Below are 13,529 nucleotides of genomic sequence, written 5' to 3'. Positions count from 1 at the left end.
TAGGTTGTAAGCTGAATCTTTGCCGGTTACCCCGTTGGCTTTTGGTTATTGGTGGGGGGCGTAAACTCCCCGGGGTGCGCGGCTGACGCCGCTCCTACAAAAGTCGAAGACGGAATCCTCGGTATTCGGCTGGGTCGATCAGATCCAGCACAAACCCGCAGCGCCACAGGATGGCGCTGCGTTGCGGCGCTTGTTGGCGACACGCAACCGCGCCATCGCTCCTGCACAACCCGTCGAACGTGGCCCGGTTGATCGCGATCTACCCGGCACCGAGATCGCCCCCGGACTGCATCTGATCGAAGCCTTCATCCCGCAGGCGATTCCAACGCAACCGCTGTCGTTGGCTTTCAGCAAGCGCCCTGAAGAATCCGTCGCGGCGCAGGACCTGCTGTTCTTCGATACCGAGACCACCGGCCTGGCCGGCGGCACCGGTACCCGCGCCTTCATGATCGGCGCCGCCGACTGGCATCACGATGCAGCGCGCGGCGAAGGCCTGCGCGTGCGCCAGCTGCTGATGTCAACGATGGGCGCGGAGAGCGCGATGCTGGAGTTGTTCGCCAGCTGGTTGTCACCGGAGACCGTGCTGTCCAGCTACAACGGGCGCTGCTATGACGCGCCGTTGTTGAAGACGCGTTACCGGCTGGCGCGGCGCGGTGATCCGATTTCCGCATTGGATCACGTGGACCTGCTGTTCCCGACCCGCCGTCGCTATCGCGGTACCTGGGAGAACTGCCGGCTTGCGACCATCGAGCGGCAGTTGCTGCTGATCGCCCGCGAGGATGACTTGCCGGGTTCGGAAGCGCCTGCAGCGTGGTTGAGTTATCTACGCGGCGGCAGCGCGCGCAACCTGCGCCGTGTTGGCGAGCATAACCATCAGGACGTGGTGACCCTGGCGCTGCTGTTCCTGCGCCTGGTACAGGCGGAAGCGGATGAGCGGGCGGAATTGGCGCTGGAGGCGGAGGGCTGAGTTTCAGTTGCTCGTCAGTCGTTGCTTGAAGAGCTTACCCCTCCCCAGCCCTCCCCTTGGCTGCGCCAAAGGGAGGGAGCAGAGCCCCCTCCCTTGCGCGAAGCGCAGTGGAGGGTTGGGGAGGGGTGCTTTTTCCCTCTGCTTTTGTCCTGCTTCGCAGCTGCACCTCCACCCTCAAACATCAACCACCAAGCGGCTGCGCAATCCCACTGCTGATCGCTTCGCGGATCATCTGCTCGGCATCACGATTGGCCTTGGCACTGGCCGCCGCCTGCTGCCTGCCCAGCTCGGCCTGCTGCTTGCCCAATTCCCTCTGCTGTGCGGCCAGGCTTTCCATCTCCGCACGCATCGCCGGGTTGTCCATTTCCTCGCGGGCCTGTTCCAGCTTGCGACGCGCTGCTTCGTATGCGCGGCGCTGTGCATCGCTGCGTTCACCCGAACTCAGCGCCAACTCCGCCTGCTCACTCGCCAGCTCACCAATCCGTGCGCCGATCTCGCCCATGCGCTCACCGATCTGCCCCTGGCGGTCGCCCAAGGCTCCCTGCCGGTCACCCAGGCGGCCCTGCGCATCACCCAGACGCACGCTTTCGGCATACAACCCCTGGAAGCGCGACAAGGTTGCCGCATCGCGCACCACATAGCGCTTGCCATCACGACGCACCAGCAGCACGCCCTTGCCGTCGTCCAGTTGCTTGGCTTCGCGCAGGTCGGCGACGCTGCCATTCATGACGTTGTGGTTGCCCTTGATCAATACATAACCATCGGCGTTCTGGTTGCTGGAAAGGTGGATCACGCCTTGCGTACGCAATGGTTCAGCGGGTGCGGGCGGGGCGGCAGGCGGGGCGGGTGGTACGACCAGCGCCGGTGGAGCGGGCGGCGCAGGCGGGGCGGCGGGTACCGCAGCACCAGCAACCACCGTGCGCGACACCGAACGTGCAACCGGTGCAGTTGGCGCAACCGGGGCGACGGGCGCTGCCACAGGTGCGGGTGGTGCCGGCGGCGCGGGCGGTACCGGCATCGCCACCAGCCGCAACGGTGCCACGCCGACCAGGGCGACGGCGGCAATGATCAAGGCCGCACCGACGCGCGGGAAGGAAGAAGTGTCCTGCAACATGAGCAATCTCCGCTTGAGGCTGAGGAAGGTCGGCGACGCGCTGGCCAATCCAGCGCCGGGCCGGGGGGCGACGCCCAACTGCAGCAGCAAGCGTCCGTAGTGTTGGCGGCAGTGCCGGTCACCGGCGACCACCGCGGCATCCACCGCGGCTTCGCGGGCAATTCCGTATTCGCGGGCGGCCAGGTGCACTACCGGGTGGAAGAAGAACAGGTGCTGGGCAACTGCTGGCACCAATCCCAGCCACAGGTCATGGCGTTGCAGATGCACCAGTTCGTGGGTCAGCGCCATGTCCAGCTGGTCGTCACCCATGCGCTGCAGGCCACGCGCCGGCAGCAGCAACACCGGACGCCATGGGCCAATCAGCTGCGGCGAGTCGATCGCAGTGCTGAGCATCAAGCGCGGTGCGCGGCGCAGGCCATGCGCATCAGCGGCAAGCGCAAGCGCGGCGTTGAGTTTGTGATCGTGGCAGGGCTGCGCGGCACGCAGCAGGGCACGACTGGCGCGATACGCCAGCGCGGTGCGCAATGCCATCACCAGTACGCCAGCAGCCCACATCGCCATCAGCACCAGGCTCCATGACCAACTGCTGTCCGCCGGCAAGGGCTGCATCACGATGAGCGGCGCGGTAGTCACCGGTGCAGCGGTTACCGCAGCCTGCGCCACCATCGGTGCAGCATCGACGGCAGGTAGCAATGGCAACTCCAGCGGTGACGCCCAGAACAGGCCAACCACGGCCTGCACCGCCACCAGCCACCACAGCGCGCACTGGGTGCTGGCCGGCAGGCGCCGCACGTAACGGCACAGCAGCCACACCAGACCCGCCAACAGCGCGGTCTGCACACTGGTCGCCAGCAAGCGGCTGCCCAACAACTCAAGCGTCATCGACATGGCTCAGTCCTCCCGGCGCTGCGATTGCAGCTTGCTGACCAGTGCTTCCAGTTCGGCCAGCTCGTTGTCGCTGACCTCGGCCTTCTCCGACATCCACGCCACGAACGGCGAGATCGAACCCTGCAGGGTCTTCTCGACGAAGCTGCCGACCGCGCCGTTGACCACGTCCTGCTGTTCGGCGGTGGAGCTGTAGCGGTACACGCCCTCGTCCTGCTCGCGCTGCAGGTAACCCTTGGTGCGCAGGCGCTCCATCATCGTCAGCACGGTGGAGCGGGCCAGTCCGCGGGCCTCACCGAAGCGCGCGGCAACCTCGCCGACGCTGGTGGGTTCGTTCTCTCCGATGTACTGCAGCAGGGCCAGTTCCTGGTCCCCGATGGTCTTGCGGCGCATGGCCGTCTCCGTGACTACATTTGTCGTCACGGTAGATCTGCCTACATTTGTAGTCAATAGCCCGGATGGCACCCTGCCCGCTGTCGGGCTGAATGATTCAGCTGACAGCGCTGTCGATCTGCCAGCGCGCGAACTCGCTTTCAAACTCGGCAAGGCTCAATAGGCCGAGGCAGGCATGGGCACCGGTCGGTAGCGCCTCACCACGGGCAAAGCGGCGCGCCAGCAGCACGGCGGCGAAGGTGGGAATCTCCGGGCCGTGCAGCATTGGAGCGGTCAAATCCCAATGCACGGTGTGCTGCAGGCCGCCGCGCTGACCACGCAAGGTGATGCGCATGCCGCCAAGATCAGTGCCAAAGCGGTCGAACCAGCGACCGGCGCGGGCGAATACGCCGGCCAGCGCTTCCATCGGCAAGGGCAGACCAACGCGGCGAAGCCAGGCCATCGCAGCCAGACAGCGCGACAGGAACGGCAACTCCAGCGCCGCGCGGAAACGCACGGTCGCCACGCCCGGATAGCGCTGCACCAGCAGCGTGTGGTCCGGCACATCGCAGGGCGAAGCCAGGCGCGGACCGATGCGGGCGAAGCGCACCGGCTGCGGATCGGCCCAGCCGATCACCGGCTGCCAGCGGCCATCCACCCAGCACTCGAACGGCTTGCCGCAATACGACAGCACCGCGCGCACCGTGGCCATGCCCAGCGGCGTGGCCTGTGCGGGTGCGATCACCATGTCGATGCTGTGCAGCTGATCGAACTGCGGGGCGAGTGCATCCACGACCGCACTGGACAGCGCCGGCAAGGTGCTGGCGCCGCTGATCGCGCTGCGCTGTGCCTGCTCGGCCAAGGTCTGCAGCTGCTGCGGGAAATCCGCGACGAAATCGCGACCGTCGGCCAGATCGATGTAGTGCATGCCGGCGCGCAGACAAACCTGCGCCACGTCGTAACCCTGGCCTTGGAAAGGCCCGGCGGTGTGGATGACCAGTGCCGCTCGCGTTTCCGCCAGCTTTGCTTCGAAATCAGCGGCGGCGGTATCCAATCGACATAGTTCGATTGCCGCCAGATCCACACCCGGTAGATGCGCCGCAGCCTGCGCTGGGTTGCGCCCCGCGGCTATGACTTTGATGCCTGGCGTGATCGCAAGCGCACGCACGATGCGCGCGCCGAAATGACCGTAACCGCCCAACACCAGAACACGACAGCTTTCCTGCTGCGACATCGGATCTTCCTGCGTTGATTACTGGGTGGATTATCAGCGAGGAATGAACTGCGTTGGCCCCTCCCCTTTGGCGCAGCCAAGGGGGAGGTTGGAGGAGGTGGCTTTGGCCGTTGCTTGTGCTCGTGGTTCGACGTTCCAGCAAAGAGCACCCCTCCCCAGCCCTCCCCTGCGCGTTGCGCAAGGGAGGGAGCTTTTGCCCCTCCCCTTTGGCGTAGCCAAGGGGGAGGTTGGGAGGGGGTGGCTTTGGCCGTTGCTTGTGCTGGTTATCTGGCTTTGCTGCGAAGAGCACCCCTCCCCAACCCTCCCCTGCGCCTTGCGCAAGGGAGGGAGCAGATCCGCTGCACGTCGTGCAAGGGAGGGAGCAAGTGGCGCTCTTCATGCTCCTCTTACACAAACAACAGCACCCTGCATGCATACCACCGCTTGGAGTCCGCCATGTATCGGATGCTGGTCATCGCCTGTTTCAGCGCCATCGCCGCCACTGCCTGCAGCACTGCCCAGGTCAGCCAGGTGCAACCCATCGATGGTGTCATCTCCGGCCAATGCCATACCGACATGGTGCGCGGTGCCGTCGGCCTTGCCGCAGGGCCGGATACCGTGGAACGTGCCCGCGTGGACAGTGACAGCCTGCAGGTGCAGGTGGTACGCGGCAACGATCAACCTGACAGCGCGGCCTCCATCCAGACTCAGGCCTCGACAGGCGGTGAGCGCCTGACCATCGAAGTCGGTCGCACCAACAACATCACCGCCATCCGCTGCGGCTGAGCCCGCGCTCAGCCTGCCCGATGTGCGGCGCGCAGGAAACGCAGTGCCGCGGCCTCCCATTGGCGGGGGCCGCGCAGGGCCTGCATCACGCTCAGCTTGCCGTCGCGCCAGCCGTCGAACACGGAGGGATCGATGTAGGCCTTGCGACACACCGCCGGGGTGTTGCCCAGCATCGCCGCCACCGCTGCAATCACCTGGTTCTGCAAGGCGCTCAACGCGCGCTCGCCGCCGGTTTCAGGCACCGGCAGCTGAGCCAGCTCACGCAACGCCACCAGCGTGCCACCCCATGTGCGGAAATCCTTGGCGCTGAAGTCAGCGCCGGTGGCGTTGCGCAGGTACTCGTTGACGTCGCTTGAGCTTACCGGCCGCACCTTGCCGTCATCGTCGCGGTACTGGAACAGCAGCTGTCCCGGCAGTTGTTGGCAACGCCGCACCAGCGCCGATAGTTGCCGGTCATCGATGACCATGGCCTGCGCCTGGCCAGACTTGCCACGGAAGCGCAGCCGCGCCTTGCCTTGGCCAGCACGTTCCAGATGTCGGTTGCGCAGCGTGGTCAGCCCATAGGAATGGTTGTCGCGTGCATAGGCATCGTTGCCGATGCGGGCAAGCGTGCGGCCCATCACCGCAATCACTATCGCCAACACCTTCTCGCGTGGCAGTCCGGGCAGGGCCAGATCGGCGCGCACGCGCCGGCGCAGGCTTGGCAATGCCTTGCCGAACGCAACGATGCGATCGAATTTGTTGTCACTGCGCGTGCGTACCCAGTCTGGGTGGTAACGGTATTGCTTGCGGCCACGCGCATCGCGGCCGCAGGCCTGCAGATGGCCGTTGGCCTGCGCGCAGATCCATACCTGGGTATAGGCGGGCGGAATAGCCAGACGCCGGATGCGCTCCAGCGTGGCCGGCGCCCGCACCGCCTTGCCACGCGCATCCACATAGCGGAAGCCGCGCCCGGCGCGCTGGCGGATAATGCCCGGTTCACCGTCATGGCTATGGCGCAATGCAGGCACTGACGATGTAGCGGCCATCGCTGCTCCAGCAAATAAACGGTGGCGGAGTATCGCGCAGGGCATTGCGACGCAGCGTCAACATGGCCGTCACTTGGCTATATGCTTGGGATGTCTCTCAACACCCTGGAGTTCCGATGCAGTTCCCGTCGACGCCGCGCGCCCTGCGCCGCCCCGCCGCCCTGATTGCCACCGCCACCCTGATGTTGGCCCTGAGCGCCTGCACCAAGCCGGCCCCGGAAGAACAGGATGAAGCACTGAACCAGTCCCAGCAGGCCGCCGAAGCCGCTGCCGCACCCGCTGAAGCCACGCCGCCGCCGGGCGCTTGCGACGCCAGCCAGGTGCAGGGTCTTGTCGGCCAGACCTATACCGACGCCATGCAGGCCCAGGCCAAGGAAGACGCCGGTGCCACCGACGTACGCGTGCTCAAGCCCAACCAGCCGGTCACGATGGAGTTCATCGGCGAGCGCCTGAACATCGAAATCGACGACAAGGGCACCGTCAGCGGCGTCCGCTGCGGCTGAATTGGCAGCGCCAAAGCCTTGCTGGGCAAGGCTTTGGTTGCGCTCGCAACGATGTATTGCGGCGTTGCAACAACTGTGATTTAGTCGAGCCATCCGGTGACCTCAAGGTGCGCTCCAGGTTGAGCACATCATGTGCATTGGATGGGCGCGAGGGCGCTTGGGTCAGGCGTAAGACGCCATCGGGGCGTGCGCCGGGTCTTATCCCAACAGCACGTGCGGCAGCACGGCGCGAACCATCTGATAGGCATGACGTGCTCTGCGAGCGGGCAGGAGTGTCGCCGCTCACCTGAATCGCACCGAGGCACAGATGGCAGTCCGCACCCCGCAAGGGCTTTACGACCCGCAAGACGAACGCGACGCCTGTGGTTTCGGCATGGTCGCCCAGCTCGACGACCAGCCATCGCGCCTGTTGGTGGATACCGCCATCGCCGCACTGTCGCGCATGACCCACCGTGGCGGTGTTGCCGCCGACGGACTCACCGGCGACGGTTGCGGCCTGCTGCTGCGCAAACCCACCGTGTTCCTGCGCCAACTGGCTGAAGAAGCCGGCATCGCACTCGGCCCGAATTTTGCAGCGGGGGTGGTGTTCCTGCCGCACGATGCCGCTGCCGCGCAGCGATGTCGTGAGGAACTGGATGCACAGCTGCGAGCCGCCGGCTGCCATCCGCGCGGTTGGCGTGAAGTCCCTACCGATGACAGCGTTTGTGGCCAGTTGGCGCGCGACACGCTGCCGAAGATCGAACAGGTGTTCGTCGATGCCGACATCGACCAGAGCGCCGAACAATTCGCACTGGCGCTGTTCATGGCCCGCCGCCGCAGCGAACAGGCGCTGCGCGACGTCGCCGACTACTACGTCACCACGCTCAGCGCCGAGGCCATCAGCTACAAGGGCATGGTGCTGCCGGACAAGCTGAGCACCTTCTACCCGGACCTGCAGCGCCACGAACTGGCATCGAGCGTGGTGGTGTTCCACCAGCGCTTCTCCACCAACACCATGCCGCGCTGGCCGCTTGCCCATCCGTTCCGCATGCTCGCCCACAACGGCGAGATCAACACCATCGAAGGCAACCGCCACTGGGCGCAGGCGCGCAGCAAGGTGTGGAAGACGCCGAAGTTCGACATCGCCGAGCTCGACCCGGTGATCTCGATGCACGGCTCCGATTCGCAGAGCATGGACAACATGCTGGAGCTGATGGTGGCCGGTGGCATGGAGTTGATCCAGGCGCTGCGCATCCTGGTGCCGCCGGCAACGCAATCGTTGGAATTCAAGGACGCTGACCTCGCCGCGTTCTATGAGTTCTATGGCTTGAACAGCGAGCCGTGGGATGGTCCGGCCGGCATCGTCGCCTGCGACGGTCGCTACGCCGCCTGCACGCTGGACCGCAACGGCCTGCGCCCGGCGCGCTGGATGCTGACCTCCGACCGCCACTTCCTGGTCGCCTCCGAAGCCGGTGTCTGGGAAGTGCCGACCGAGCGCGTGGTGCGCAAGGGCAAGCTCGGCCCGGGCCAGATGATGGCCATCGACCTCAAGCGCGGCGACCTGCTCGATTCCGAAGCCATCGACCGCATCAACCGGGCGCGAGCGCCGTACAAGCAATGGCTGCACCAGGGCGTGACCTACCTGCAGACCGAGCTAATCGATCCCTCGCTGGCCGAGGAACCGTTCGACGAAGCGACGCTGCGCAGTTACCACAAACTGTTCCAGCTCACGACCGAAGAACTCGAACAGGTGCTGCGGCCGCTGGCCGAAACCGGCCAGGAAGCCACCGGCTCGATGGGCGATGACACGCCCATCGCCGTGCTCAGCCGCCACACCCGTCCGCTGTACGACTACTTCCGCCAGGCCTTCGCGCAGGTCACCAACCCGCCGATCGATCCGCTGCGCGAAGAGTGCGCGATGTCGCTGACCACCCAGCTCGGCAAGGAGACCAACATCTTCCACGCCGGTGCGGAGACGGTGAACCACGTCATCCTCAACTCGCCGGTGCTGAGCCAGCGCAAGCTGCGCCAGTTGCTGAAGATGGATCAGTACGTCGAGCGCAACCGCCTGATCGACCTGTCCTACAGCGTCGAGGAAGGCTTGAAAGCAGGCATCGAACGCATCTGCGCCGAATGCGAACAAGCTGCACGCGATGGCGTGGTGATGTTGTTGCTGTCCGACCGTTACCCGGTCGCCGACCGGCCGATGGTGCATGCGCTGCTGGCCACCAGCGCCGTGCATCACCATCTGTCCAAGGTTGGCCTGCGCTGCGACGTCAATCTGATCCTGGAAACCGGCACCGCCCGCGACGCGCACCACATGGCCTGCCTGCTGGGCTTTGGTGCCACCGCGGTGTATCCGTATCTCGCCTACCAGACGCTGTTCGATCTGGGCCGGCGCGGCATCCTGCAATTGAAGAAGGGCGGTGAGGTTTCACAGATCGGCCGCAGCTACCGCAAGGGCATCTACAAGGGCCTGAGCAAGATCATCTCGAAGATGGGCATCTGCACCATTGCCAGTTATCGCGGCGCGCAGCTGTTCGAAATTGTCGGCCTCGACCCGGATGTGGTTGAACTGTGCTTCCCGGATACTGCTGCCCGCATCGGCGGCGTGGGCCTTGCACGCCTGGATACCGAAGCACGCGAGCTCACCGTGCGTGCCTGGAACGATCTGGCGCAGCCGGAAGTAGGCGGCCTGCTCAAGTACGTGCACGGCGGCGAATACCATATGTACAACCCGGACGTGGTGATGACGCTGCAGCGCGCATCACGCACCGGCGATGCCGAAGACTGGCGCAAGTACATGGACGCGGTGCATTCGCGCCCGACCTCGGCGCTGCGCGATCTGCTGCAGCTCAAGCCGGCGGCAACGCCGGTGCCGCTGGACGAGGTGGAACCGGCCGAAGCGCTATTCAAGCGTTTCGATACCGCTGCGATCTCGTTGGGCGCACTGTCGCCGGAAGCGCATGAAGCGCTGGCGATCGCGATGAACCGGCTCGGCGGCCGTTCCAACTCCGGCGAAGGCGGCGAAGACCCCGCGCGCTACGGCACCGAGAAGCGTTCCAAGATCAAGCAGGTGGCCTCCGGCCGCTTTGGCGTCACCGCCGAATACCTGGTCAATGCCGAAGTGCTGCAGATCAAGGTCGCGCAGGGCGCCAAGCCCGGCGAAGGTGGCCAGCTGCCCGGCCACAAGGTCAACGAGCTGATCGCGCGCCTGCGTTACGCCAAGCCCGGCATCGGCCTGATCTCGCCGCCACCGCATCACGACATCTATTCGATCGAGGATCTGGCACAGCTCATCTACGACCTGAAGCAGGTCAATCCGGATGCGTTGGTGTCGGTGAAGCTGGTCTCGCATGCGGGCGTCGGCACCATTGCCGCGGGTGTGGTGAAAGCCGGCGCCGACCTGATCACCGTATCCGGTCATGACGGCGGCACCGGCGCCTCGCCGATCAGTTCGATCCGCTATGCCGGCGTGCCGTGGGAGCTGGGCGTGGCCGAATCGCACCAGGCGCTGGTCGGCAACGACCTGCGCAGCCGCACCATCCTGCAGACCGACGGTGGCCTGAAGACCGGCCTGGATGTGGTCAAGGCCGCACTGCTCGGCGCCGACAGCTTCGGTTTCGGCACCGGGCCGATGATCGTGCTCGGCTGCAAGTACCTGCGCATCTGCCATCTCAACAACTGCGCAACCGGCGTCGCCACCCAGGACGAGCGCCTGCGTGCCGGCTACTTCACCGGCCTGCCGGAACGCGTGGAGAACTTCTTCCGCCTGTTGGCCGAGGAAGTGCGTGAGTGGCTGTCGTACCTGGGCGTGCGTTCGCTGGATGAAATCGTCGGTCGCACCGATCTGCTGCAGCAGCTGGAAGTGTCGCCGCGCGAAGGCGTAAAAGTCGATCTGTCGCGCCTGCTCGCGCCTGCGCATTACGACGGCGCGCACTGCGCCGCGCAGCGCCTGTACCAGTCGCCGGACAGCCTGGCCACGCAGATGGACAACCTGCTCGCCGCTGCCATCGCCAACAAGCAGGGCGGCGAGCACCGCTTCCTGATCCACAACACCGACCGCTCGGTTGGTACGCGCCTGTCCGGCACCATCGCCCGCGCGCATGGCAACCATGGCATGAGCGGAACACCGTTGAACCTGCGCTTCCGCGGCACTGCCGGGCAGAGCTTCGGCGCATTCAACGTCGGCGGGCTGAACCTGGAAGTGGAAGGCGAAGCCAACGACTACGTCGGCAAGGGCATGGCTGGCGGCCGCCTGGTGGTACGTCCGCCGCGCGGCGCCCGCTTCGAGGCGCGCAACACCGCCATCATCGGCAACACCTGCCTGTACGGCGCGACCGGCGGCGAGCTGTTTGCCGCAGGACGCGCGGGCGAACGCTTCGGCGTGCGCAACTCCGGCGCACTGGCAGTGATTGAAGGTGCTGGTGACCACTGCTGCGAGTACATGACCGACGGCGTGGTCGCCGTGCTTGGCAAGGTCGGCCTGAACTTCGGTGCTGGCTTCACCGGTGGCCTGGCCTATGTGCTCGACGTCGACCGTGATTTCGTCGACCGCTACAACCATGAGCTGATCGACATCCACCGCATCTCGACCGAAGGCTTCGAGAACCATCGCCAGCACCTGCACACCTTGATCGGCCGCCACCGCGAGTTGACCGGCAGCATCTGGGCGCAGCAGATCCTCGACGAGTTCCGCGACTACGTCGGCAAGTTCTGGCTGGTCAAACCCAAGGCCGCCAGCATCGAGTCGCTGGCCGAATCCTTGCGTCGCGCCGCCTGATGCATTGTCTCCCTCTCCCGCCTGCGGGAGAGGCCGGGGTGAGGGCAGCTTTAAAGCCCCCCCATCCGCCCCTTCGGGGCACCTTCTCCCGCACGCGGGAGAAGGGCTCCTCCAGACGTAACGAGTTCCCATGAGCCGCAAGCAAGCCTTCCAGTTCCTCGATCTGCCCCGCACCATGCCGCAGCGCATTCCGGTGGAATTGCGCACGTCCGGCGATTGGGGCGAGCTCTACGGCAAATTCGACAAGGGCGATGCGCAGTACCAGGCCGGTCGCTGCCTGGATTGCGGCAACCCGTACTGCAGCTGGAAGTGCCCGGTGCACAACGCCATCCCGCAGTGGCTGCAGCTGGTGCAGGAAGACCGCATCCACGAGGCGGCGACGCTCTGCCATTCCACCAACCCACTGCCGGAAGTCTGCGGCCGCGTCTGCCCGCAGGATCGCCTGTGCGAAGGCAGCTGCACACTGGAGGAGTTCGGCGCGGTCACCATCGGCGCGGTCGAGAAGTACATCGTCGATACCGCGTTGGCCACTGGATGGAAGCCTGACCTGCATGCCGTTGAGAGCACCGGCAAGCGCGTGGCCGTCGTTGGTGCAGGTCCCGCGGGTTTGGCCTGCGCTGATCGCCTGGCGCGTGCCGGTGTGCAGGCCGTGGTGTTCGATCGCTACGAACAGATTGGTGGCCTGCTTCAGTTCGGCATCCCCAGCTTCAAGCTGGACAAGAGCGTGATCGACCGCCGCCGCGAGATCCTCGAAGGCATGGGCGTACAGTTCCGCCTGGGCGTGGAGATCGGTCGCGACATCAGCATCGAACAACTGCAGAGTGACTACGACGCGGTGTTCCTCGGCACCGGTGCCTACCGTTACACCGACGGTGGCCTGATCGGGCAGGACCTGAAGAACGTGCTGCCGGCACTGCCCTTCCTGGTGCAGAACAGCCGCATTGTCAGTGGCAACGACCCCAAGGGTCGGCCGATTGCCGGCTGGGAAGACCAGATCGCCCTGCCCGACCTCAACGGCAAGCGCGTGGTGGTGCTGGGTGGCGGTGACACCGGCATGGACTGCGTGCGCAGCGCGATCCGCCTGGGCGCGGCCAAGGTGACCTGCGCGTATCGTCGTGATGAAGCCAGCATGCCGGGCTCGGCACGCGAAGTCGCCAATGCCCGTGAAGAAGGCGTGCGCTTCCTGTTCAACCGCCAGCCGTTGGCGATTGAAGCGGGCGCTGACGATGAAGTGATCGGCGTGACCGTGGTCGAGACCGAGTTGAGCGCACCGGACGCCAATGGTCGCCGCAACGCGGTGGCCATTGATGGCAGCGAATCGCTGCTGGAAGCCGATGTGGTGATCATCGCGTTTGGCTTCTCGCCGACGTTGCCGGAATGGCTTTCGTCGCAGGGCGTGGAGGCCAGCAGTAACGGTCGCATCATTGCCGGTGGTGCTACGCGTCTGCCGTTCCAGACCCATAACGCCAAGCTGTTTGCCGGTGGTGATGCGGTTCGCGGTGCGGACCTAGTGGTGACGGCGGTTGCTGAAGGCCGTGATGCTGCTGAGAGCATCGTTGCGTTGTTGAAGCGGTAGAGCTCAGCAAGCGCGGAAAATCGTTAGAAGCTGAAGGCGCCCTCACCCCTAGCCCTCTCCCGTTGACACGGGAGAGGGGACTGCTTCGGCATTTTCTGTCTGACGGCTGCCGAGCTCGCTGCTTCGGCCCTTGGCTTCGGCTTCGGCTTCGGCTTTGGCTTTGGCTTCGGCTGTTGCTTTGGCTTCGGCTGTTGCTTTGGCTGCTGCTGTTGCTTTGGCTGTTGCTTTGGCTGTTGCTTTGGCTGTTGCTGTTGCTGTTGCTGTTGCTGTGGCTATTGCTGTTGCTGTTGCTATTGCTGTTGCTATTGCTGTGGCTGTTGCTG

The 13,529-nt window shown here is 65.3% G+C and carries 8 protein-coding genes and 1 pseudogene; 5 read left to right on the top strand and 4 right to left on the bottom strand.

Features of this window, described 5'->3' with window-relative positions:
• Positions 1 to 70 precede the first annotated feature (70 nt).
• A pseudogene (locus AC1VWL_RS18105) lies at positions 71 to 967 on the top strand (ribonuclease H-like domain-containing protein); the annotation flags it as partial.
• Positions 968 to 1,148: 181 nt separating this feature from the next.
• Here the strand turns inward: AC1VWL_RS18105 and AC1VWL_RS18100 are convergent.
• The 3 genes from AC1VWL_RS18100 to AC1VWL_RS18090 form a co-directional block, all read right to left on the bottom strand.
• Positions 1,149 to 2,969, bottom strand: coding sequence for a M56 family metallopeptidase (locus AC1VWL_RS18100; RefSeq protein ID WP_482987608.1), 1,821 nt, complete (start codon positions 2,967 to 2,969; stop codon positions 1,149 to 1,151).
• A gap of 3 nt (positions 2,970 to 2,972) precedes the next feature.
• Positions 2,973 to 3,359 carry a BlaI/MecI/CopY family transcriptional regulator gene (locus tag AC1VWL_RS18095; RefSeq protein WP_282266187.1) on the bottom strand — a complete coding sequence of 129 codons (387 nt, stop codon included), beginning with the start codon at positions 3,357 to 3,359 and terminating at the stop codon, positions 2,973 to 2,975.
• Positions 3,360 to 3,456: 97 nt separating this feature from the next.
• The gene (locus AC1VWL_RS18090) at positions 3,457 to 4,572 is read right to left on the bottom strand and encodes a saccharopine dehydrogenase family protein (RefSeq protein WP_482987607.1); all 1,116 of its coding nucleotides are present in this window, start codon (positions 4,570 to 4,572) and stop codon (positions 3,457 to 3,459) included.
• A 435-nt stretch (positions 4,573 to 5,007) separates the two neighbouring features.
• Between AC1VWL_RS18090 and AC1VWL_RS18085 the strand changes: the two genes are divergently transcribed.
• Entirely contained in the window at positions 5,008 to 5,337 is a 330-nt protein-coding gene (locus tag AC1VWL_RS18085) for a hypothetical protein (protein WP_482987606.1), read from the top strand.
• 8 nt (positions 5,338 to 5,345) lie between these two features.
• Here the strand turns inward: AC1VWL_RS18085 and AC1VWL_RS18080 are convergent, their stop codons facing one another.
• Entirely contained in the window at positions 5,346 to 6,410 is a 1,065-nt protein-coding gene (locus AC1VWL_RS18080; protein WP_482987605.1) for a DNA topoisomerase IB, read from the bottom strand.
• A 71-nt stretch (positions 6,411 to 6,481) separates the two neighbouring features.
• Here AC1VWL_RS18080 and AC1VWL_RS18075 point away from each other — a divergent pair, with 71 nt between their 5' ends.
• The 3 genes from AC1VWL_RS18075 to AC1VWL_RS18065 all read left to right on the top strand — a co-directional run bounded on the left by AC1VWL_RS18075 (position 6,482) and on the right by AC1VWL_RS18065 (position 13,206).
• Positions 6,482 to 6,868 carry an I78 family peptidase inhibitor gene (locus AC1VWL_RS18075; protein ID WP_482987604.1) on the top strand — a complete coding sequence of 129 codons (387 nt, stop codon included), beginning with the start codon at positions 6,482 to 6,484 and terminating at the stop codon, positions 6,866 to 6,868.
• A 307-nt stretch (positions 6,869 to 7,175) separates the two neighbouring features.
• The gene (gene gltB, locus AC1VWL_RS18070; RefSeq protein WP_482987603.1) at positions 7,176 to 11,630 is read left to right on the top strand and encodes a glutamate synthase large subunit; all 4,455 of its coding nucleotides are present in this window, start codon (positions 7,176 to 7,178) and stop codon (positions 11,628 to 11,630) included.
• Positions 11,631 to 11,760: 130 nt separating this feature from the next.
• Complete coding sequence (locus AC1VWL_RS18065) at positions 11,761 to 13,206, top strand: FAD-dependent oxidoreductase (RefSeq protein WP_482987602.1); 1,446 nt, start codon at positions 11,761 to 11,763, stop codon at positions 13,204 to 13,206.
• The last annotated feature ends 323 nt before the right edge of the window (positions 13,207 to 13,529 follow it).

It is taken from the genome of Stenotrophomonas sp. STEN063 (assembly GCF_056854515.1).
The sequence above is the reverse complement of the archived record's forward strand: the minus strand, read 5'-3'. Positions and strand labels throughout refer to the sequence as shown.